Origin of the sequence: Candidatus Avelusimicrobium alvi (genome assembly GCF_958451995.1) — a bacterium.
Taxonomy (GTDB): Bacteria; Elusimicrobiota; Elusimicrobia; order Elusimicrobiales; family Elusimicrobiaceae; genus Avelusimicrobium; species Avelusimicrobium alvi.
Map to the genome: position 1 here is coordinate 1 of NZ_CAUDSG010000009.1, position 22,388 is coordinate 22,388.

General features: G+C 54.0%; 20 protein-coding genes and 1 tRNA gene. 11 read left to right on the top strand and 10 right to left on the bottom strand.

Annotated features, from left to right (window positions below):
* Window positions 1-748: type IV pilin protein (locus ACQY36_RS02910; protein WP_428077619.1), on the top strand; the 748-nt coding region annotated here is incomplete at its 5' end.
* A 55-nt stretch (window positions 749-803) separates the two neighbouring features.
* Here the strand turns inward: ACQY36_RS02910 and ACQY36_RS02915 are convergent.
* Both ACQY36_RS02915 and ACQY36_RS02920 read right to left on the bottom strand, forming a co-directional pair.
* Complete coding sequence (locus ACQY36_RS02915; protein ID WP_428077621.1) at window positions 804-2,810, bottom strand: DUF2339 domain-containing protein; 2,007 nt, start codon at window positions 2,808-2,810, stop codon at window positions 804-806.
* A 32-nt stretch (window positions 2,811-2,842) separates the two neighbouring features.
* Window positions 2,843-3,325 carry a TlpA family protein disulfide reductase gene (locus ACQY36_RS02920; protein ID WP_428077623.1) on the bottom strand — a complete coding sequence of 161 codons (483 nt, stop codon included), beginning with the start codon at window positions 3,323-3,325 and terminating at the stop codon, window positions 2,843-2,845.
* 63 nt (window positions 3,326-3,388) lie between these two features.
* Between ACQY36_RS02920 and ACQY36_RS02925 the strand changes: the two genes are divergently transcribed.
* The 5 genes from ACQY36_RS02925 to ACQY36_RS02945 all read left to right on the top strand — a co-directional run bounded on the left by ACQY36_RS02925 (window position 3,389) and on the right by ACQY36_RS02945 (window position 6,633).
* Window positions 3,389-4,309: a M23 family metallopeptidase gene (locus ACQY36_RS02925; RefSeq protein ID WP_428055173.1), complete on the top strand. Its 921-nt coding sequence runs from the start codon at window positions 3,389-3,391 to the stop codon at window positions 4,307-4,309.
* Window positions 4,310-4,326: 17 nt separating this feature from the next.
* Window positions 4,327-4,725, top strand: a complete 399-nt coding sequence (locus tag ACQY36_RS02930; protein WP_428055175.1) for a bactofilin family protein — start codon at window positions 4,327-4,329, stop codon at window positions 4,723-4,725.
* Between the two features lie 18 nt (window positions 4,726-4,743).
* On the top strand, window positions 4,744-5,427 hold the full coding sequence (locus tag ACQY36_RS02935; protein ID WP_428055177.1) for a SurA N-terminal domain-containing protein: 684 nt from the start codon (window positions 4,744-4,746) through the stop codon (window positions 5,425-5,427).
* A 3-nt stretch (window positions 5,428-5,430) separates the two neighbouring features.
* Entirely contained in the window at window positions 5,431-6,339 is a 909-nt protein-coding gene (locus ACQY36_RS02940) for a PfkB family carbohydrate kinase (RefSeq protein ID WP_428077625.1), read from the top strand.
* 210 nt (window positions 6,340-6,549) lie between these two features.
* Window positions 6,550-6,633 (top strand) — tRNA-Leu (locus tag ACQY36_RS02945).
* An 87-nt stretch (window positions 6,634-6,720) separates the two neighbouring features.
* Here ACQY36_RS02945 and ACQY36_RS02950 read toward each other — a convergent pair.
* Together ACQY36_RS02950 and ACQY36_RS02955 are read right to left on the bottom strand one after the other, a co-directional pair.
* On the bottom strand, window positions 6,721-7,689 hold the full coding sequence (locus ACQY36_RS02950) for an outer membrane beta-barrel protein (RefSeq protein ID WP_428077627.1): 969 nt from the start codon (window positions 7,687-7,689) through the stop codon (window positions 6,721-6,723).
* Between the two features lie 12 nt (window positions 7,690-7,701).
* On the bottom strand, window positions 7,702-8,223 hold the full coding sequence (locus ACQY36_RS02955; protein ID WP_428077629.1) for a hypothetical protein: 522 nt from the start codon (window positions 8,221-8,223) through the stop codon (window positions 7,702-7,704).
* A gap of 481 nt (window positions 8,224-8,704) precedes the next feature.
* Here ACQY36_RS02955 and ACQY36_RS02960 point away from each other — a divergent pair, with 481 nt between their 5' ends.
* Window positions 8,705-9,325, top strand: a complete 621-nt coding sequence (locus ACQY36_RS02960; protein ID WP_428077631.1) for a hypothetical protein — start codon at window positions 8,705-8,707, stop codon at window positions 9,323-9,325.
* A 38-nt stretch (window positions 9,326-9,363) separates the two neighbouring features.
* On the opposite strand, the gene ACQY36_RS02965 is transcribed toward ACQY36_RS02960, so the two are convergent.
* A complete protein-coding gene (locus ACQY36_RS02965; RefSeq protein ID WP_428072186.1) occupies window positions 9,364-11,268 on the bottom strand; it encodes an N-acetylmuramoyl-L-alanine amidase in 1,905 nt (634 codons plus the stop codon).
* Window positions 11,269-11,293: 25 nt separating this feature from the next.
* On the opposite strand from ACQY36_RS02965, the gene ACQY36_RS02970 reads away from it, so the two are divergent.
* The 4 genes from ACQY36_RS02970 to ACQY36_RS02985 all read left to right on the top strand — a co-directional run bounded on the left by ACQY36_RS02970 (window position 11,294) and on the right by ACQY36_RS02985 (window position 14,575).
* Entirely contained in the window at window positions 11,294-12,046 is a 753-nt protein-coding gene (locus ACQY36_RS02970) for a Nif3-like dinuclear metal center hexameric protein (protein WP_428072189.1), read from the top strand.
* 19 nt (window positions 12,047-12,065) lie between these two features.
* Entirely contained in the window at window positions 12,066-13,295 is a 1,230-nt protein-coding gene (locus tag ACQY36_RS02975) for a M20 family metallo-hydrolase (protein ID WP_428077633.1), read from the top strand.
* 8 nt (window positions 13,296-13,303) lie between these two features.
* Complete coding sequence (locus tag ACQY36_RS02980) at window positions 13,304-13,720, top strand: type II secretion system protein (RefSeq protein WP_428055195.1); 417 nt, start codon at window positions 13,304-13,306, stop codon at window positions 13,718-13,720.
* 69 nt (window positions 13,721-13,789) lie between these two features.
* Window positions 13,790-14,575 carry a prepilin peptidase gene (locus ACQY36_RS02985; protein ID WP_428077635.1) on the top strand — a complete coding sequence of 262 codons (786 nt, stop codon included), beginning with the start codon at window positions 13,790-13,792 and terminating at the stop codon, window positions 14,573-14,575.
* Window positions 14,576-14,857: 282 nt separating this feature from the next.
* On the opposite strand, the gene rdgB is transcribed toward ACQY36_RS02985, so the two are convergent.
* The 5 genes from rdgB to ACQY36_RS03010 form a co-directional block, all read right to left on the bottom strand.
* Window positions 14,858-15,472: an RdgB/HAM1 family non-canonical purine NTP pyrophosphatase gene (gene rdgB, locus ACQY36_RS02990; RefSeq protein WP_428070887.1), complete on the bottom strand. Its 615-nt coding sequence runs from the start codon at window positions 15,470-15,472 to the stop codon at window positions 14,858-14,860.
* A 1-nt stretch (window position 15,473) separates the two neighbouring features.
* Window positions 15,474-16,868 carry a tripeptide aminopeptidase PepT gene (gene pepT / locus ACQY36_RS02995; RefSeq protein ID WP_428077637.1) on the bottom strand — a complete coding sequence of 465 codons (1,395 nt, stop codon included), beginning with the start codon at window positions 16,866-16,868 and terminating at the stop codon, window positions 15,474-15,476.
* A 187-nt stretch (window positions 16,869-17,055) separates the two neighbouring features.
* On the bottom strand, window positions 17,056-18,414 hold the full coding sequence (gene pepT / locus ACQY36_RS03000; protein WP_428077638.1) for a peptidase T: 1,359 nt from the start codon (window positions 18,412-18,414) through the stop codon (window positions 17,056-17,058).
* Window positions 18,414-21,131: a valine--tRNA ligase gene (locus ACQY36_RS03005; RefSeq protein ID WP_428077640.1), complete on the bottom strand. Its 2,718-nt coding sequence runs from the start codon at window positions 21,129-21,131 to the stop codon at window positions 18,414-18,416. The genes pepT (ACQY36_RS03000) and ACQY36_RS03005 overlap by 1 nt, the downstream gene beginning before the upstream one ends.
* Before the next feature lie 133 nt (window positions 21,132-21,264).
* Complete coding sequence (locus ACQY36_RS03010) at window positions 21,265-22,350, bottom strand: glycerol dehydrogenase (protein ID WP_428070881.1); 1,086 nt, start codon at window positions 22,348-22,350, stop codon at window positions 21,265-21,267.
* Window positions 22,351-22,388: the final 38 nt, after the last annotated feature.

The following is a 22,388-nucleotide window of genomic DNA, read 5'->3' on the forward strand; positions in this document are numbered from 1 at the left end:
AGAGGGCTACGCCCGTATTGAGAAAAACCCCCGGCTACGCCGGGGGATGTTTATTTCTTGCTGTTACGTTGCTTGGCGACATTGTTTAGACAGTGTGGCTCAATTAGTCGGATGTATCCGCATAGAAAACCATCCCCTGGAAGGGGGGCTTGACTCGTTTTTTTTTTTTGATAAAGTGGGTAAAGCACGGCCCGCTTTGTTATCCTTCCTGTATGGCTCCTGCGCCGGGCAAATTTGCGTTTTCTCGGGAGTTTCTATGCAAAAAGGTTTCACGTTAATAGAACTGTTGGTGGTGGTGCTTATTATTGGTATTTTATCCGCAGTGGCTTTGCCGGAATATACCAAAGCGGTGGAAAAATCCCGCGCGTCCGAAGCGTTACGGTTGCTGAATAATTTATTGAACGCCCAAAAAGCGTATAAACTGGCGACGGGCGGATATACCGGGGATTTAACCCAGTTGGATGTGGCAATGCCCAACATACAAGCAGATGCTGCAAATACCTTTGTCACCAACGACTGGCAGTTTGATGTCAGCGTACATCCGTTGGCCACCAGTACCTTTACAGCTTTTGCCTCTCGTGCCAAGAACGGGGTGGATATTGTGGGAGGGGAGTTGGATTATGGTATTTTATTATCCGTGGCGGCAGATGGGACTGTGACACGTAAATGTCAGTATAAAAGCGGCAATCCCATTGTTCCGGAGATGTGCAAGGCTATTACCGGCACTTCCGACGGTGTGTTTAAATAACAATATGCCATAAAAAAGCCCCGGTGAACGGGGGCTTTTTGGCGTGTCAGAATGTTTATTTCTCTTCTTCCGGCGGGTTGCGCTTGGACGCGCGGAACTGCTGGTAGGCAAACGATACCGCCATCAAAATGACCGCTACGCCAATCAGTACGATAATGCGCGACGACGTTTCCAGCTTCCACACGTCGGACAAAAACAATTTGGCCAGCGCCGCCGCCACAAGCCCCAGCCCGGCCTTGTGCAGCCAGCTTTTGGCGTCGCCCAGCGCGAGGAACAGGCATACCGCGCCGCATACCGCCCAGGCCACGGTGTAGGCCGCGGCGGCGGTTACGTCGCCAAACAGCTCAAACTCCAGCGTGCCGCCTGCGGAAAAATAGTCCGCTATTTCAATGTTCACCAGCGCAAACAGCGTGATGCCCGCCAGCGCCTGTAAGAAATGAATGGACCCGGCATCCTTGCGGGGCAGCCATCCGCGCGCCGCCAGCAGCATGGCCGCCGCGCTCAGGCCGTAAGCGTACAAATACCAGTTGAAAATTTTAGTGGCGCCGGCGTAATAATCCAGCACCGCCGGATTCAGCGCCAGCCGCACGCATACCGCGCCCAACAGCCATTTGCCCAGCGCTGTAAGGCCCCCGTGGCCGAGTTTATGGTTCAGCCAAATAAGCGCACAGCCTTCGCCCGCCAGCGCCAGCGTCAGCCAGGCGCGTTCCAGCTGGCAGACCACCGCCAGCGTGAAAAACAGCGCGGCCGCGCCGCCCAGCCACGTCAGCCGCAGGCGCTGTATGCCCTCATCAAGCGGCTGCCAGCGGTATACATGTGCGGCGATAAAGCCGTAAGCGGCGGCAAACAGCAAGGGGACGAGGCCGTTGTTCCAATCACATGCGTGGCGCAGGGCCAGGAGGATAATCAGGCAGGCCGCCGCGCCGGACACGGAGACGGCAGCCCAGGCAAATTTGTCCGCAAAAAAGCGTTCTTTGAAATCAAACGGCGCACCGGCGAACAAGGCACACCCCGCCGCCGTCCAAATACAAAACGGCAGGGTCTTGCCGTATGAAGAAGTGCAAATGAACAAAATCAGGTATTCAAACTGCACCAGCGCGGTTAAAACGCAGGCCGCCAATAAAAATTCTCCTTTCCGGCGCAGAAAAGCCGCCAGGCCGTATAACGCGCCGAAAAAAAGCGTAAAGCCCATCAAAATATGCAGGGCCTCGGGCGTGTTCTTCATTCCCGGCACCACAAAAAGCAGGCACAGCGCGGTGAACGCGGCGGAGGAGAAAATCTGCCCGTTCCAGCCGCGTTTTAACGCCGCGGCGGCGGCCGCCGCATTGATAAACGCAAAGTAAGAGAGCAGGAAAAACAGGTTGGGGTCTTTAGACGGGAATAAAAAGGGCGTTAAAAACCCGATAATTTGCGCCAGGAAGCCGATATATTTTGCGTTTCTCCACACGGCGGTGCCGAACGCGGCCAGCGCGGTAAGGCCCAGCAGGATAAACGCGGCCGGCTGGCCGAGCAGCTGATAAAAATAATAGGCCGAAAACAGCGCGGCGTAACAAATACACAGGCCGCTGGCGCACAGCGTGTCGGACGTAGTTTTAAGCGCGGGCTTTTGAATAAGCGCGCCCACAGTCCACAACCCCACGCCCAGCAGCATGCTGGCCGCAATACGCAGTTCGGGAGAAATCAAATCGTTTTCAATGGCGTATTTAATCCAGAAAATAACGCCGAGCAGGAGCGTAAATCCGCCAATCCACGAAAACAGTTTCGCAACGGTAAAATCGGGCTTCTGCGGGGCCGGCGAAGCCGGTTTGGCCGGCTCTGCCGCGCGTTCCTGCCGGACGGCGGGCTCCTCTTGCCCGGCAGCCGTTTGCGTCGCGGGCGCCGCTTGTGATACCGGCGTTTGGGCCGGAGCGTTTTCCGCGGTTTCGGCCGTTTGCTGCGGCAGACGTTTTTCAAGCTGTCTTATTTTAAAACGCAGGCCGCCCAGGCTGTCCTGCAGGGCAAGCAGCCAAATAAATTCCGCTAAAATGATAATAGCCAGGATAACCGTCATGCTTTCTCCCATGAAAAAGTCCCGCCTTGCGGCGGGACGAAGGTTTATTTGGTTAAGCGTTCCAGGTGTTCTTTAAATTCCTGTTCCAGCGTGGGGCTGAAGCCTTCCCACACTTTTACGGCGCGGTGCTTTTTATCAAACAACGCCGCATGCGGCAGGCCCGTTACTTCCATTTCCTGCGCCACCGCGCCCCCGTTGTAGAGCGCCTTGGCTTTTAAGTTGTGTTCTTTGGCCACTTTTATGACGGTTTCGGGGTCCGCGTCCATAAATACGCTTACCACTTCGGCTTTGCCGTCGTACGCTTCGGCCGCCGCGTTTACGGCCGGCATGGACATTTTGCAATACGGGCACCAGGAACCCATAAACACCACCAGCACGGGTTTGCCTTCGTAATCGGCGGAAGTCCACACCGCTTCTTCTTCGGCGGCCACGGGCAGTTCTACGGTGCCCAGCGTGGGCACTTCCGGCAGTCTCATACAAGCCGCCGCCAATACGGCTGCGGCGGTTAAAAGCAATAATTTTTTCATTTTTTCTCCTGTAACGGCGTTAAATCCGCCCTTGCGGGCTTTGTATATGATAGAATACAAAAGATGGGTAAATTAATCAATTCTTTGGCAAGACTGCTGGGCGAGCGCGTGGACATTCTGATTATGCCGCGCCTGGGGTCTTCCAAAAAATTCAAAGTGCGCGTGCTTACGCTCGTGCTGGTGTTTGTATTGTGGCTGCTCGTTACGTTGTGCGGGTTCCTGTTTTTTATCCGCGCGTACGACTATAATATTACCAAGGCCGACAATAATTTAATGCGCGTGAAAATGAAGCTTATCGCCGACGAACTGGAACGCGGCCGCAAATACCTGGAGCTCACCCGCACCACCGACACCCAAATGCGTCAAATGCTGGGTATGCCCGGCGGTAAATTTATCAACCTGCCCAAAGGGTGGGAAGAAGCCAAAGAAAAAGAAGACGCCCGCTTTAAAGCTATGCTGGGGCAGGACTTGAAAGATTTGGACACCGACGAATTTGACCATTATATTGATTCTATTGAGGACGCCGCCAAAACACGGCTGGCCAGTTTCCAGGAAATCGCTTGGTATTTTGCCAACCGCCGCGAGGGATTAAACTCCACGCCGTCCATCCGCCCGTCCACCGCACGGATCAGCTCCGGCTTCGGCTACCGCTTAGATCCGTTCGGCCGCCGTTCCACCAAGCGGCACAACGGCGTTGATTTTGCGGGCAAGCCCGACAGCCCGATTGTGGTAACCGCGGACGGCGTCGTGCGCCACGCGGGATGGGTGCCCAGCTACGGGCAGGCCATTTTGGTGGACCACGGTTTTGGTTATTCCACGCTTTACGCCCACACCACGCTTATCCGCGTTAAAGCGGGCGATGTGGTAAAACGCGGCGACAAAATCGCCACGATGGGCTCCAGCGGCCGTTCTACCGGCACGCATTTGCATTACGAAGTATGGAAAGACGGCCAGGCCGTCAATCCGCGGGACTATTTCAAGTAAACCTAAGGAGGACGTTTATGGGATTTTTAAAGAAGGACTCGGATTTCTCGTCCGGCGAACATTTTTCCGTAGTCAGTGCGGAGTGTTATTTTCAGGGCACGCTTAGCGTGCAGGGTTCCCTGCGCGTGGACGGCACCCTGGAAGGCTCCGTGGACAACGCCCGCCACGTTATCGTGGGGACGGACGGCAAAATCGTGGGCGACGTAACGGCGGAAATCGTCGTGTGCGGGGGCGTGATTGAAGGCAACGTCTGCGCCGAAATGCTTGAAGTGCTGGCCGCCGCTTCCATTAAGGGCGATATCCGCGCCAAAAAAATGATTGTGGAAGAAGGCGGACGCATTGACGGACAGTGCGTCATCGGCGGCGGGACGGAAGAAGAAGCCGCCAAAAAAGACAAAGACGAAGAAGACAAATAACAACGGGAGTTTTTCCATATGATTTCGTTTCTGATTAAATACAAAAAAGTCATTCTTATCATCACGCTGGCGTTTTTCCTGGGCAGTATCGTATACCTGGGGGCGGATGCGTACCGCCGCGGCAACTTCAGCAGCACCGCCGCGCAGGTGGGCTCGGCCGACATTACTTACCGCGAACTGTACCGCGTAACCGAAGACCGCGCCCGCGCGCTTCGCAACCAGGGCGTGGACGTGGACGAAGATATGATGAAATACCTGCGCCAGCAGCTGTTGGCTGCGCTGATCAGCGAGGAAGTGTTAAACCAGGCCGCGCACAAAGCCGGGCTGGAAGTGTCCGACTACGAGGTGGCCTACGATATCCAAACTTCGCCTTTCTTCGCCCAAAACGGACAGTTCAACAAAACCGCTTACGAATATGCGCTGAAACGCTCCGTGGGATTGACCCCGGCAGAGTTTGAAGCGCAGCTGCGCAAGGGCAAGCTGGCGGACCGCTTCCGCGGCGTGCTGTATTCTTTTTATAAACTCACGCCCGAAGAAATCAAGCACGCGTATAAAGTGCAGCACGGCAATTTGAAAAATTTTGACGAAAACAAGGCGGACTTCGCCGCACAGTTGATGGACACGAAAATGGAAACCGCCCAAAAGGCGTTTTTTGACCAGTTCAACAACGAAGTAGAAATCAAAACTTTTTTACAGGACTAACGCGTGAATAACGAAGTATTGGTAGTGGGATCCGTCGCTTTTGACACCATTGAAAACGCCAACGGACGCGTCAAACGCGTGCTGGGCGGTGCGGCCAGCTACGCCTCGGTCTGCGCGAGCTATTTCGCCAGCCCGTGTGTGGTGGCCGTGGTGGGCACCGATTTTACCGACGAGGACCGCGCGCCTTTTATCAAGCGCAAGGTAAACTTGGCGGGCCTGGAAGTGAAAAAAGGCAAAACGTTCCATTGGGGCGGCCGTTATGATAAAGATTTCAATACCGCCGTTACCCAGTTTACGGATTTAAACGTATTCCAGGATTTTAACCCGGTGCTGACCGAAGAGCAGAAAAACGCCAAAGCCGTTTTTCTCGCCAACATTGATCCGGAGCTCCAGCTTTCCGTCTTAAAGCAGGTTAAAAAGCCGCGGCTGGTGGCGTGCGATACGATGAATTATTGGATTTCTTCCAAAAAAAGCGCGCTGTTGGAAGTGGTTAAGCGGATTGATATTTTCTTTTTAAACGAAACCGAAGCGCGCCAGCTGACCGGGGAATACAACCTGATTAAAGCGGGGCGCATGCTGTTGGAAAAGGGCGTGAAGTATGTGGTGATTAAGCTTGGTTCCAACGGCGCGATGCTCGTCAGCAAAAAGGGTATTGCCCAGCTGCCGCCTTATATTTTGGAGCACGTGCACGATACTACCGGCGCGGGCGACACTTTCGGCGGCGGGTTTACCGGCTACCTGGCGAGTTTAAAAAACTGGAACAGCTTAAGCGCCATTAAACGCGCGATGATGATTGGCAACGTGATGGCTTCGTTTACCATTGAATCGTTTAGCGTGGAGCGGTTGGCTTCTTTAACTCAGCGCGACATTAACAAACGGTTAAAAGAATATACGTCTATGCTGAAATTTTAAAAGTGCTTTTTGTGAGCAGGCGCCGCCTCTTTTTGGGGCGGCGTTTTTTTGGTAATGCGGAGAGAACGGGACAGAGGACGGATATCCGCTTGTATACGGGGCGGCCGCCTGCGGGCAGAACGGGGGAGGCCTTTTTAGGGGTGCGGGGGCATAGGGCGGAAGAATTTTATTTTATGTGAAAATTTGCTAAAATAAATATATAGATTTAATGCCGGGGTGCTGGAATTGGTATACAGGATGGTCTCAAAAACCATTGCCCTTTCGGGCTTAAGGGTTCAAGTCCCTTCCCCGGTACTTTTTAATAGAATCCGCTTTTCAGCGGATTTTTTATTATATAGCAAAAAACCCGCCTTGATAGGCGGGTTTTTGGTTTAAAGGCGGTTAAAACTTAATATTTACTTTGGCCAGACCATTTACATAGGCAAAGGTTTCGTGGGCATATTCAAACCGATTATACCGCCCCTCCAACCCTAAAGAGACCGTGGCGGTTAAATCAAATTCCAACCCCAGCCCCGCAAAGTACACAAGTGTAGAATCCGTATGTGTAGCATTATTATTGACAGCGGAAGTATACATGCCATTATAGACATACTCCGTATGGGTTTGCTTATCCTGCACATAACCATACCCAATCCCAAACGGTACGTATAACCGCACGGGATGGGCGGGATTGAGGTTTAAGCGGCCCAGCAGCATAGCTTTATATAACGATACCTTAGACGTGGACTTCCCATAATAAGAATAGGACGTGCCTTGTCGGTCAGATTCGGGGGCTTGGTCTGTTTCCAAGCCTAAGCCTATCCCAAAATATGAATTTAGAAAATACATTCCTGACAGCCCGCCGCTCCAAAGTACCACCTGCTTGGCGTTAATTTGAGTCTGTCCTGTTTGTACTTTACCGCTTAGATAAGTCCCGGCTCCGCCATAAACGGATAACATCCACTCGCCTGCACGGATAGCGGAACCGTTGCCGGAATGGGCTTGTTCCGTCAAATAATAGGTTTTGCCGTCTATCTGTACGCGTTTAGGCTGTTGCGCCTGTTTTTGGCGTTGCTGGGCTAATTCTTTTTTACGTTTTTCAATAGCTTTTTCTATTTTCTTTTGTTCGGCTTCCGCCTGGCGGATACGCGTCTGCCGGGTTTTTTCGGCTGCGCGGCGTTGTTTATCGGCAGCTTCTTGTTTGGCTTGGGCCACCCGGGCTTTATCCTCTGCGGTGATAATGCGTTTTCCCGTCATACAATCCACCGTAATCAGGTTCATATCCGCGTCAAAATCATGGCAGAGCTGGGCTGCACTGCCTCCCGCCGCAACCCAGCACAAGGTCAGCAGGCATAAAAAGTATTTTTTCATACAGGACTCCGTTTACTGAATATGGATAACGGCGGAAGTATCTTTGATATAGGGCGATTTCCGCCGGAGTTCCAGAATGTCTTCTTGTGTTTGGCGTACATGTTTAATGTTGGCTTTTTGTCCAGTTACAATAATTTGGTTTACTTGGTGCAAACAAAGACCCAAAATACACCAGTTTCCTTTTTTCACAGCGGTATAGCGCGGGGCAAAAATATATTGCGCATTATTTTTGGACAAAGCGTCATATAAGGCTCCACGCGTACAGGCATTGGGGGAAAAATTGCCGTTAGGTATCTGCAAACTTACGCCATAGGTTTGTTTAGCTGGTTTTTTGGTTAAAAACCAAAACCAGCGCTCGCATTCAGCTACCCCGCTGATGACCGTATTTTCTACTTCCACTTCCGCCTGCAACGGTAAAATTTCCACAGCCTCTATATTTCCTAAATAAACGCCTCTCTTTCCATTGTGATATTCTACGGATGAGCAGGCGCAAAGCATGAGGCAAACTGCAAGCAGACTTGTTAAGTTCTTCATTTATATTCTCCTTATTATTTTGTCGGGCTCAGACTATAACAAGAAGCAAAAATGGGGAAACAAAAACGGCTGTTATATTTGAGCCATTTTCCCTAACCCAAATATAAACAGCCGTGGTTCCCTGCCCGTAAGGGCAGGAAACGCTCGGCACAAGATAACCGGGTAATTAATCCGTTTACCTTGTGCCTAAATCGGCTGTTTTTGGAGGGAAAATGTGCCATTGGTATCCCAACAGCGCACCGTATTCTTCATACGGTTCCAAAAACAGATTCAAATTGTATATAAGCCACGTTTAAGGCTTATTTTTATGTAAAACTCCTTATGTTGAATATAATTTATTATAAAAACTTTTCCGCCTCTTGGCTACTCTTTTTGTTTTTCCAAGTAAAAAAATCCGCTTTGTGGTGATTTTTGGGTTGTGTTTTATGTAATGGTATTGGATTATTTTGTCGGGCGGGATATCTTGTTACAATATTATTATATGAAACGGATTTTGCTGCTGTGTGCGGCTTTGCTTCCCCTGTCTTATTCCCCTTTATTTTCCCAAATTTACCGTGCCGGAGATTACTATTATTCACCCCAGCCCAAGCCCGCCGTCTTGGACAGCCGCCTGGAAATCACCGCAAACGCTTTCATTGGTTCCAATACCATCAAAGAACTTTCCGGCATTACGCTCCTGCGTTCGGAATCCGGCCTGGGGATGACAGTATTATATGCTCTGGCCCCCTGGGTATCCGCAGGACTGGAAGGAGCCGTATCGCGTTCCGAAGAGGCGGAGCCGTTATTGCATAAATACGGCTTTGTACGCTGGGGAGCGGCGGCCAAGTTCACGCTCACGCCCAGCACCGCGCCTCGTACGTATATCTTGATTGGGGCGGGGCTTACCCGACATAAGACTGAATACCTGGGCGGACGCAGGGAACGAAAGGATTCGCCGTATGCGGCCGTTGGACTGGGTGTGGAGACGGATGTAACGGATGCGTGGTTTATTGGGATGGAAGGGAGAGGGACATATCATTTTGACCGGGAAATCGGCGCATACTTCTACTTAAAACACCGGTGGAGCGCTTCCTTCCGCGTGCATACCGGCATACGGTTTTAAATACATAAAAACAAACAGCCCCGCCGAAAGCGGGGTTGTTATTTATGGGGAATCAGTACATTGCGTCCGGGCTTTTTAAATGCGTTTCGCCGCGCCGGCTTTTTAACGGGGTCCGTTTTTACGCCGTAGAAGTTCAAAATGCCTTCATATAATGCCTGTACAAACGCCGCGCGGCCTTCTTTGCTTTTTGCCATCTCCTCCTGCTCCGGCAGGATGATATAGGCGTTTTCCACCAAAATGCTGGGCATCTGCGGAATGCGCGGGATGAACAGTACGTCGTTGGCAATCATACCGTTGTCCGGCAGGGGTACGTTGCGGGTGAATGCGTCGTAGACGGACTGGGCCAGCTGGAAGCTGTGCGGATAGTTGTAATAAACCGAATAACCCCGCGCGCGGGTCAGCGGGTTGACCGTTTCCGGCAGGGCGTTGTAGTGCAGGCTGATGAACAGGTGCGCTTTTTCTTTGAGCGCGTGTTCGTAGCGGTTTTGCAGGCTCATGCGGTTTTTGCCCTGGCGGGTCATAATCACGGTGGCGCCGTCTTTTTCCAAAAGCGGTTTTAATTCTTCCGCCAGCGCGAGGTTGGCCTCGTATTCCAGGTATCCGGTAGGGCCGACGGCCCCGTCGTACGGCACGGCGCGGCGGGGGCTGTGCCCCGCGTCAATTAAAATGCGCGCGCCTTTTAAAGGGGCGTTCTTTTCCGGCGTCAGCACGGGCTGGTGCATTAAGTCCAGCACCAAATCGTTTCCTTCAAAATTATAGGCGTGGCCCCAAAGAGCTGCATTTTTTTTGAAATAAATCTTAAACAACAGCGTGTCGCGCGCGGGCTGGGACCAGGTGATACTGTCCACGATGGGGCTGGTCGTGTCAAAGCTGTAGTTTTCGTCAAATCCTTCCACGTAATACAGCGTCAGTTCCATGCGGTCGTTAAATTCGTGCACGCTGATGGGGCCGGGGCGTTTGCCCGTAAACGCCAGGCGCGTTTTGTCTTCGGACGAAGACGTGCGCAGGGAGGAAATCCGGTTCGGCTCGTAGCCCGCAAACAGCGCGGTTTTAAGTTTATTTTCTTCCAGCCAGGCCGATTCGTTTTCGTTAAGCGCAATGCGGTACTGCCCGTTCATCCGTCCGTTAAGCAGCACGTCCCCGTAAGCGCGGTAAAAGGGGTAGAGGTTCTCGCGCGGGGTGGGGATTTTGCGCAGCTTTACGCCCGGGGCCAATACTTGGGCGCGGGTGAACGGGTCTTTTAAATTCAGCACTTTTATTTTGGCCGGCGCGATGATTTTGGCTTCCGTATCGTTGGGGCCCTTTTCCATTTTGTACGTTACTTTGGCGGTTTTGGGCTTTTGCTCCAAATCAATTAAGTACTTGGCGCGGTACATACCGGGGGAGGAAACGTCTTCTTTCATGGGGATGTTTTTGGCGTCTTTAAGGCCGGAGAGCGTAAACGACACTTCCGCCCCCGGCGTGCCGCGTACGGACAGGCCCACCACGTCGCCCGGCACCAGTTCCACCGGCGTTTGCGGGAAGACTTCCTCGGGGTCAAATTCGGCTTTGGCGGTAAAATCTTTAATGTCCGCGCCCGGCACGATGATATGCCGCGCGGCTTGGACGGTTTCCTTGGCGTTGGACGCCGTGAGCAGGAACTCAAACTCGCCGCTTTTTACGGGTAAAAACGCGATGAACGCGCCGTTTTCGCGCACGGGTACGTTTTCGCCGTTAATGTCCAGCGTAACGGGTCCGGGCAGGTTCACCTGCCCGATGAGGAAAATGCTGGCCGCCCCGCGCGCAACCTTCATTTTTTCGTGCGGATACTGCACCGTTACCGGGGCGTTTTTCGCGGCCTCGGAGCTTTGGGCGGGCAGATAGGGCGCGACAGGGACGGTTTCACCGTGGGCAAAGGAGTAAAATGAGAAGAGAAAAAGCAGCAAAAAAAGTGTTCTTTTCATTCTTATAAAATGATAACATAATTCTATGGTTAATTGCGAAGACGTAATCCGCTTTCTGGATACGTATTTAAACAGCGCACAAATCACCGACGTCAGCCGCAACGGCCTGCAGGTGGCGGGAACGCCGCGCGTGGGCAAAATCGTGTTTGGGGTTTCGGCGTCGCTGGAGCTGTTTCGCAAGGCAAAAGTGGCCGGTGCGGACTTAATCGTCGTGCATCACGGGCTTTTGTGGGGGCAGGAGCAGCCCATTACCGGGCTGTTTCGCGACCGTATCGCCTTCCTGCTCAAGAACGACATCAACCTGGCCGGATATCACCTGCCGCTGGATATGCATCCGGTGGTGGGGCACAACGCCTGTTTAATGCGCGCCCTGCGGGCCGAACGGTTAAAACCGTTTGGCGAATATCACGGCACGCCGATCGGCTTTTGCGGGATGGTGCAGCCCGCGCCGCTGGAGGACCTGGTACGCGCGCTGGAAGCGTATTGCGGGGCGAAAGCGCAGGTGCTTGCGTACGGGCCGAAACGGGTGGAAACGGTGGGTGTTGTGAGCGGCGGGGCGTATAGCCTGCTGCCCCAGGCTATCGGACAGAAACTGGACTTGTACGTCACCGGCGCGCTGGACGAACCCGCGCAGGAATGGTGCCGCGAGGGCCGCATTAACTGCGTGGCCCTGGGTCATTACAATTCCGAAAAACCGGGCGTTTTGGCTTTAATGGAACTGGTGTCCAAACGCTTTGACGTACAGACTGAATTTATCGATGTGGCTAACCCGCTTTAAGCGGCCGCCGGAGGATAAAATGGAAAAAGAATTATTTAAGAAAATTGACACCTATAAACAAACGGTGATAGATTTGCAAACCAATATGATTGCCTGCCCGGCCGTCTCTCCGCACCAGGGCGGCAAAGGCGAAAACGCCAAAGCCGCTTATTTGCTTTCCGTTCTTAAAAAAATGAAATTTGACGAAGTATACGTCATCAACATCAAAGATTCCAAAGCCCAGGACGGAGTGCGCCCCAATATCGTGGCCAAATACTACGGCGAAAACAAACAGAAAACCCTGTGGGTGATGGCCCATATGGACGTGGTGCCCCCCGGCGACCTGGCGCTGTGGAAAACCGACCCTTTTAAAGCCGTCGTCAAAGGCGACAAAATTTACGGCCGCGGCTCCGAAGACAACCAGCAGGGCCTCGTGTCCGGCTTGCTGGCCGTGAAGGCCATGATGGACTGCAACGTACGCCCGCCGTGCACCTATGCCCTTCTGCTGAACGCCGACGAAGAAATCGGCAGCACGTACGGCATTGACGCCATTCTTAAAAAACACGGCAAAACGTTCGGCAAGAACGACGCTTTCTTAGTGCCCGACGGCGGAAACCCGGAAGGGACGATGGTGGAAATCGCCGAGAAGAATATGCTGTGGGTCAAATTTACCGTTTTCGGCCGCCAGACGCACGCGTCCACCCCGCACTCCGGCAACAACGCCCACCGCGCTTCGGCGCACCTGGTGGTGAAACTGGGCGATTTGTACAAGAAATTTAACAAGAAAGACAAATTGTTCGCGCCGGAAAGCACCAGCACGTTTGAGCCGACCAAACGCGAAGCCAATGTGCCCAACGTCAACACCATTCCGGGCACGGACGTGTTTTACCTGGACTGCCGCGTCCTGCCCTGCTACAAAAATGCGGACGTGCTGGCGGAGATTGCAAAAATCGCCAAGAGCATTGAAAAACAATTTAAAGTAAAAGTGAAAGTGGAAACGCCCATTAACGAAAATTCCAAACCGACGGATAAAAACGCCGCCGTCGTCAAACTGACGCAGGCCGCCGTAAAGGCCGTGTACAAAAACGCGCCGCGCCCGATGGGTGTGGGCGGGGGCACCGTGGGGGCGTATCTGCGCAACCAGGGCTATCCGGCGGTGGTGTATTCCAAGTTAGACGATATGGCGCACCAGCCCAACGAGTATTCCAGCATTAAAAATACGCTGGGCGACGCAAAGGTGTTTGCTCTTATCGCGCTGAACTTTAAGTAGAGGTGTTTATGAGGAAAGGTTTTACGGTAACGGAAATCTTGATTACGGTGGTGGTGTTTGCGCTGCTGTTGGGGTTTACCGTGCCGAAATTTCTCACGCTGGTGCATAAAGCCCAAGAGGGAAGCACCAAGCATAAATTGGTAAAAGTGCGCAGCGCCATTGCCGCTTATTACGGCGAGCATCAGGGCACCTATCCGACGGACGACCTGACGAGCCTCGTGCCCGCGTATATTGAAAAAATTCCGCAGGCCACCGTGCCGGGCTATCCGCCCTCTTCGCACGTGTCCACCGGCAATTTTGAACAGTGCTTTACCAAAACCGGCGGCTGGGCGTACGTGAGCGATCCGTCCGACCCGCGTTACGGCGACTTCTTTGTCAATTCCGACAAAGAAGACAGCTACGGCAAGCCCTGGCAAACGCACTAGATTTTCTCCCCCGCTGGATTGGGCGGGGGATTTTTACGTCCGCAGGACGCAACTGGATACAGGAGTTTTATGGATAATTCTTTTATTCTTCTTTTCGCCACCGTTTTGGGGCTGTTGTTCGGCAGTTTTTTAAACGTGTGCATTTACCGTATTCCGCGCGAGAAATCAATCGTATGGCCGCCGTCTTCCTGCCCGAATTGCGGCGCGCGTATCAATTGGTACGACAATATCCCGGTGCTGAGCTTTTTGGCGCTTCGCGGCAAATGCCGAAACTGCAAAAGCCCCATTTCCATCCAGTATCCGATTGTGGAACTGCTTACCGGCGCGCTGACGCTTTTGTTTGTGTGGCGTTACGGGCTGAGCGTATGGACGTTTGTGGTGTTGGCGGCGGTGTATGCGCTGATTATTCTGTCCGTCATTGATTTGGATATTATGATTATCCCGGACCGTTTCTCGCTGGGGATGATTGTGCTCGGCTTGGCGTTTGCCTGGTGCAACCCGAACTTTTCGGGCGCGTGGTGGCAGAAGGAGCTGGCGTCTTTGCTGGGTGCGGGCGTGGGCCTGTTTGGCGTGCTGGCGATTGCGCTTTTAGGGACGTGGTTGTTTAAGAAGGAAGCCATGGGCGGAGGAGACGTCAAGCTGATGGGTGGCATCGGCGCGCTGATTGGCTGGGAAGGCGTGATTACGACGATTGTATTTGCGTCCTTTTTAGGGTTGGTGTATGCCGTGTTCCTGATGATTTTTAAAGGCAAAAAAGGCGGCGACGCGATTCCTTTCGGTCCGTTTTTAAGCTTGGGCGCGCTGATTAACCTGTTTTATTTGGTTAAGCCGTCCATGCTGGTGATTGAACTGTAAACGCCGGATTTAATAATAACAGAACAGAGGCAAAGAGATTGCTCTTTGCCTCTTTTTGCGTCCCGGAGGTATCTGTAAGCAACGTACCCATTCACTCCCCCGACGGCTAATTTCGTTTGTAAAATGAGGGGCGTCCGCCGGTTACGGGAGAAAAGCGCCATGGTTGTGCAGCGTGGATTGGTGCGTCTGCCGTGTATGCGGGGCTGTAACCCTGTAGTCAGGACATAAAAAACCGGGAACCGCGTACAGCAGAGGTTCCCGGTGTCTTTGCCGTGATGAATTTTATTTTTTGGCTTTAAGCAGCACTAAATGGTCGGCCAGTTTTTTAAACGCTTTGGCGCGGTGGCTGATTTTGTTTTTCTCTTTCTCCGTCAGCTCCGCCAGTGTTTTTTTGGTGTTTTCCACCAGAAACAGCGGGTCGTAGCCAAAGCCGTTTTCGCCTCTGTATCCAAAGCCGATGTATCCGTCCAGCGTGCCGTCAAAGGTCTGGACGCGCCCCTGCGGGGTGGCCAGACACGCCACGGTGCGAAAGCTTGCCGCGCGCGCGGGCAGAAGCTGCCCTTCCAGGGCGGCGAGCAGTTTGCGGTTGTTGTCGTCCGCGTCCGCGTGTTCTCCGGCGTAACGCGCCGTATGAACGCCGGGCGCGCCGTGCAGAAATTTCACTTCCAGCCCCGTATCGTCGGACACGGCGGGCAGTCCGCTTTCGCGCGCCGCGTAAACGGCTTTAATTTCCGCATTGTCTTCCAGCGTGCTGCCCGTTTCCGGCGGCAGCACCAGGCCGTTAAAGTCGGCCAGGCTGACATACTCAATCGGCGTGCCGTTTTTTAGCTTGGCGGGCAGCATATTTGTCAGTTCTTTTAGCTTATGCGGGTTGCCCGTGGCGATTAAAATTTTCATGCTATTTGCTTACTTTCATCTGGGCCACTTGTTTGACCAAATTCAAGGCTACCTGATACGCTTTAAACATATCTTCTTCGCTGAGCCATTCGGTAAACGCGTGCGGATTGTTCTGGCCCGTGAATACGGTGTAGCCGCCGAATCCGTGTTTGGCCATAATCATGGCCGAAGTGGTGCCGGCGCGTTCTTTTTTGATGTTAGGCGTTACGCCGGCTTCCTGCATGGCGGCTTTTAAGAGGCCCAGCGCTTCGGGCTTAACGCCGTATTCCACGTTTTCATACTGTTTGATAACCTGTATTTCAATAGCTACGTCCAGCGTTTTGCTGATGCTGTCGGCTTTTTCTTGGATTCTCTGCAAGTAGCGTTTGCCTTCGTTTTGGTCAAAGTAGCGCAGGCGGAAATCCACGCTGTGGGTGTTTTCGGCCGCATTGTATTCAATGTGATGCGGTTCCAGATAGCCTTGTTCGCCGCGGCTGTTGTTGGGCAGATTTTCGGACAAAGCGGCGGCGGCAATTAAATCGCCGATGGGTTTGGCGGAGTTGCGGTAGCCGTTTTCGGCCGCATAGGACTGGTGTCCGTTCACGCCGCGGGCGGTAACCACCACGCGGTCGGCCGAGAAGTTGGCCGCCACCACTTCGCCGTTTACGCCGCCGTCAAAGTCGTAGGCGTAGTCGGGGTGGTAGTATTCCAGCTCCAGGCGTTCGGCGCTGCGGCCCACGTCTTCGTTGGGGGTGATAACCACCTGGATGGGGCCGTGCGGCATTTTCGGGTTTTCGGCCAGTGTCTGCAGCAGCGTAACCACAATGGTTACGCCGGCTTTGTCGTCCGCGCCCAGGTTGGTGGTGCCGTCGGAAGTTACGATGGTTTTGCCAATCATATTGCGCAGGTAGGGATCGCTTTGAAAGTCAATGACGTGGTTGTTTTTAAGCGTAATAGGCTGTCCGTCGTAATTCTTAATTACCTGCGGCTTGACATTGTTGCCGATGATGTCGGGCGTGGTGTCGTAGTGCGCGCTGAGGCCCAGCACGGGGGCTTTGCGGTTTTTAAGATTGGACGGAATGTTTACATAGATGTATTTATCTTCGGATAAATAGGTGGGGAACCCGAACGCCCGGATGTCCTCGTATAAGGCCTGGGCCATTTTTTCCTGTCCGGGGGTCATCCACTCGGCGGCGTTGTCGCTCATGCTGTCAATCTGCACGTATTTGACAAAGCGCGGTATCATGCCGGCGCGGTATTTTTCAGCCAGTTTGGCTTGCGGTGCGGAGGCGGAAGATTTTAAATAAGTGCGCTCATAAGGGGCGGAAAGGGAAAAGCTGGAAGCATAAGCTTGGCCCGCGAACGAAGCGCCGAATACGAAAACAGACAAGACGGCGAACAACTGTTTCATTTGCATAGTGGCTCCTTTGGGTACGGCTGTTGGTTTTTATTATTGTAGTAATCTGCCGCAAAAACCCGCAAGGGCCAAAAGACCTAGAGGGGTTTAGGCCCTCTTTTCCCAATACAGCGCGGCCCCGGCGCGGGGCCCGGAAGGGCAACAAAAAACCCGCCGTAAAAGGCGGGTTTTTAAAAACACATACATACTAACGGGCCGGGAGCTCCTGCATATTCCACAGCGACACCAGCCTTAAAAGCGTGCGCAGGGAAGCTTCCATCACGTCCACGTCGGCGTATTCTCTTTCGCTGTGGATGTTGAACTGGCCGGCAAAAATATCCGGCGTCGGCAGACCCATAACCGAAAGGGCGGAGCCGTCCGTCCCGCCGCGTGCGGCGGTCAGCGCGGGGGTGATTTCTTCGTTCTTCATCGCCAGTTCCGCCAGCGCCACCACCTGCCGGGGGAGCAGCGTTTTCATATTTTTATATTGGTCCGTAAACGTCAGGGAAAAGCCGGTGCCTTTGTAGTTCATTCCTTTTACGGTATTGAACGCGCGGGTTACTTCGTTTACCAGGTCCTGCGTTTCTTCGTCCGAAAACGCGCGGAGAATGCCTTTTACTTCCGTGCGGTCCCCCTGCGTGGTGATGGAGTCCACCAGGATAAACCCGCGGCGGCCCGCCGTGCTTTCCGGGCGGCGGTGGCGGGGGAGCAGGGTGTGAAAGTCCGAGGCCATAAGTACATTGTCCGAGAAAGCCGAGTTCATCGCTTCCCCGGGGTGTACGGCGCGCATACCTTCAAACACGGCGGTAAAGGCTTTGGCGTTGAAGGTTTCGTCGGTCAGCTGGCCCAGGTCCATACCGTCTACGGTGTAGGCGTAGTCCGCGCCGAAGGAGGCGACGTCAAATTTTTCCACGCCGGCGCCGATTTCTTCATCCGGCGTAAATGCGATTTTAATCGTGCCGTGTTCCATTTCCGGGTGGTCGTAGAGGTATTGGACCAGCGTCATAATAACCGCCACGCCGGTTTTATCGTCCGCGCCCAGGAGCGTGCCGCCCGAGGCGGTAACGATATCGTGTCCGCGCGCGCGGGAGAGCTGGGGGGAATTGGCCGGGTTAATCACCAGGTTTTGGGCGGCGTTAATGACAATGTCCCCGCCCTGGTAGTTTTTATGCACCTGGGGCTTAACGTCTTTGCCGGAGGCTTCCAGCGCCGTGTCCATATGCGCAAAGAACGCAACCACGGGCGACTGGCGGGCGGAGTTGGACGGAATCTCTCCCGTAACGATGGAATGTTTGTCCACCTTTACGTTTTTGGCTCCGTATTTTTTAAGTTCTTTCGCCAGCGCTTTGGCCATTTTGGTTTGGCCGGGCGTGCTGGGCACTTTATCCGTTTGGTCGCTGGACTGCGTATCAAACATAACGTATTTGGTGAAACGCTCCATAAGCTGTTTTTTAGCGTCCGCTTTGTCGTAGCGGGTAACGGATTTCCAATCCATATTCTGCGCCTGGGCGGCCAGCGGCAGGAGCGCGGCCGTGGCGAATACGGCGGTTTTGACGAGTTTGTTCATTAGGCTAAATCCTCCAAAGACGCCGTTACCTGCGCCAGCGCCACTTTGGCGGCGGCTAGTTCGTCTTTCGTCTTTTCAATCTGCTCTTTGGGAGCGTGCTTGATAAAGTTCTCCTGCGCCAGGCGCGCTTCGCGCGAAGCGATGTTGGCCTTGGCGGCGGCGAGGTCTTTTTCCAGGCGTTTTTTCTCTTTTTCAAAGTCAATCAGCCCGGTGAGCGGTACGTAAACCGCGATGTTTTCAAACACGGCGGTGGCCGTCTGTTTGGGTTTTTCCAGGTTTACGCCGATATCCAGCTTTTCCGCTTTAGCCATCAGTTTGACGTAGCCTTCGTAGGCTTTGACGACGGCGAGGTCCGCTTCGTCCTTGGCCGAGAGCACCGCGGAGATTTTAAGGCCCGGCGGCACGTTAAACTGCGCGCGGATGGTGCGGATTTCGCGCGTAACGCCCTGGATGATTTCCATTTTGCGCACGGCGTCTTTATCGCACAAAGCCGGGTTGAACTGCGGGTAGGCCTGGTTGAGCAAGAACTCTTCCTTTTCGTCCACATACGGGCGCAGGGAAGCGGCGATTTCTTCGGTGATGTACGGAATCAGCGGGTGCAGCGCCTTTAACGTACCGTAGAGAATGTTGACGCAGAGCGCCATTACTTTTTCTTTCTCTTCGGTTTGGAAGCGCTGTTTAGCCAGTTCCACATACCAGTCGCAAAAGTCGCCCCACAGGAAGTGGTAGAGCGTGTTGGCCGTCAGCGCAAGGTTGTATTTTTCAATGCCTTCGCGCGCGGTTTTAACGGCGTTGGCGAAGCGGTCCAAAATCCACTTGTCGGCCAGTTCGGTAACGTCTTTGGGCATGGCCAGCGGGCCCCGGATGCCTTCCATATTCATTAAGATAAAGCGGGAAGCGTTGTAAATTTTATTGCAGAAATTGCGCGCGCCGGTGATGCTGTCTTCGGAATACGGAATATCTTTGCCGGGCACCGCCTGCATCAGGAGCGAGAAGCGCACCGCGTCCGTGCCGTATTTGGCCGTCATATCCAGCGGGTCAATTACGTTGCCCAGCGACTTGGACATTTTCTTCCCCGTCCGGTCGCGCACGATACCGTTTAAAAATACGTCCGTAAACGGCAGTTTGCCCGTAAACTCCAGCCCCATCATCACCATGCGGGCCACCCACAGGTACAGAATTTCGTACCCGGTAACCATCGTGCTGGTGGGATAGAAGTATTTGAAATCCTCGGTTTCTTCCGGCCAGCCGAAGACGGACATCGGCCACAGCGCGGACGAGAACCACGTGTCCAGCACGTCGGGGTCCTGCACCAAATCGTGTCCGCCGCAGTGCGGGCATTTTTCGGGTTTTTCAAACGACACAATCGGCTGCGCGCCTTCTTCAAAGGACACTTTCGTCAGCTGTTCTCTGCCCTGTTTGTCGGTGGAGAAGGTCAAGCCTTTTTCGCTGCAGTGGCGGCAGTACCACACCGGGATGCGGTGGCCCCACCAAATCTGGCGCGAAATACACCAGTCCTGCAGGTTTTTCAGCCAGTTGACAAACGGCGTTTTCCACGATTCGGGGTGAAATTTTAAGGCGCCGGATTCGGCGGCTTCAATGGCGGGCTTGGCCAGTTCGTCCATTTTCACAAACCATTGTTCGCTTAAATACGGTTCAATGGCGTTGTGGCAGCGGTAGCAGGCGGACACGGCGTTGTTGTATTTTTCTTCTTTGACCAGCAGGCCGGCTTCGTCCAAATCCTTGACGGTTTCTTTGCGGCAGAGTTCGCGGTCCATCCCCAGGTATTTTTCGGGGCAGTTAATCATTTTGCCTTTGTCCGAAATGACCACCAGGGCTTCTAAATTGTGGCGCTGGCCGACTTCGTAGTCGGTCGGGTCGTGCGCGGGGGTGATTTTTAACGCCCCGGTGCCGAATTCCAGCTCCACCGCTTCGTCGGCGATGACGGGAATGGCGCGGCCCGCCAACGGGATGATGACTTTTTTGCCAATCATATCCGCGTAGCGTTTGTCTTTGGGATTGACGGCGATGGCCGCGTCCGCGAAAATGGTTTCGGGGCGGGTGGTGGCGATGACGATGCCTTCCGACCCGTCTTCCCCTTTGTAGCGCAGGTGCCAGAGTTTGCCCGCGTGCTGTTCGTGTTCCACTTCAATGTCCGACAGCGCGGTGGAACAGCGCACGCACCAGTTAATCATGCGTTTGCCGCGGTAGATGTATTTTTTCTCCCACAGGCGGCGGAAACATTCGTATACGGATTTGGCGCGTTTTTCGTCCATGGTAAAGCGGATGTTTTCGGGCGCGAGGTCCAGGCTCCAGCCCATTTTTTTAAATTGGTTGAAAATGGCGTTGCCGCAGTCGTGGTACCAGTCCCACACGGTTTTGACGAATTCTTCGCGTCCCAGGTCGTGGCGGGTTTTGTGTTCTTCTTTGGCGAGCTTCTTTTCAATGACGTTCTGCGTGGCGATGCCGCCGTGGTCCGTTCCCGGCACCCAGAAAGCTTCCTGGCCGAACATACGGTGGGAGCGGATCAGCGCGTCCTGCAGGGTGTTGTTGAGCGCGTGGCCCATATGCAGCGCGCCCGTGATGTTGGGCGGCGGGATAACGATAACAAAGGGTTTTTTGGTATTGTCTGCTTTGGCGGCGAACAGTTGGGCTTTTTGCCATTTGTCGGCCAATTTTTGTTCTACTTCCTGCGGTTCATACGCTTTGGGTAACATTGGGGGGTCCTCTTGTGTTGGTTTCTTCGCGTAATGTGACGTTACGCGCTTATTTATATTTTACCACTTTAAGAGGATGAAAAGACAGCCGCCCCGGCCGGAAAAACCGGGGCGGCTTTAGAGGTGGAACAAATTACGAGCCGAGCCTGTCGGCCACCCGCATGGCCGAGAACACCGCTTCGGGCGTTACTTTAAACGGCATATTGTGGATGGTTTCGCCTTCCGCACAGGCGGCGCGGGCGGCTTTCATCAGGTCCCCGTCGGACACGTCTGTAAGCCCCAGCGCGGCCAGGTTAGTGGGCAGGCCGACCTCGCGGCAGAAGTCCAGCACTTGTTTAAACTCGTCCTGCGGCGCGTTTTCCAGCACCAGCTGCGCAAGCAGGCCGAAAGACACCTTTTCCCCGTGCATCGCGTGGTGCACGCCGGGCAGCACGGTCAGCCCGTTGTGAATGGCGTGCGCCGCCGCCAGGCCGCCGCTTTCAAAGCCGATGCCGCTCATATAGGTGTTGGTTTCCACAATGTCGTCCAGCGCGGAAGATACGGTTTTGGCTTCGGCCGCCAGTTTGGCGCGCAGGCCGTTTTTAAACAGACTGTCGCGGCAGGCGCGCGCAACCGCCAGCGCGGAAAGGGACGAACGCCCGCCCGCGGTGGTCCGGCCGCCGGAATTAAAGCAGGCGCGGGCTTCATAGTAGGTGGCCAGCGCGTCGCCCATGCCCGCCACCAGCATACGCACCGGCGACCGGGCGATGACGGCCGTGTCTACCAGCACGACATTCGGGTTGTTGCGTAAAAACAAATAGCTTTCAAAGGCGCCTTCGTCCGTGTAAATGACGGAGAGCGCGCTGCACGGCGCGTCCGTGGACGCAATGGACGGCGCAATAATAACCGGCAGATTGGCGTAGAAGCCGACGGCTTTGGCGGTGTCCAAGGTCTTCCCGCCGCCGATGCCGATGATGACGTCGCAGTTTTCTTCCCGCAGTTCGTTTACGATGCGGTTGATTTCGTTCATGGAGCATTCGCCCGCAAAGCGGTGCGCGTGCAGCGGGAAATTGGCCTCTTTAAATCCTTTTTCCACGTCGCTCCAGTAATGCTCCAGCACGTGCGGGCCGGCTACGGCGTATGCGCCCTTTTGGCCCAGCGCGGCCGCGTATTCGTGCAGCCGCTGCCAGGCGCCTTCGCCCTGTACGTATTTCATCGGTGAATAAATGACTCTGTCCATAAAATACCCCCAGTTTACGGTTTGCTTCTTCTTTTATT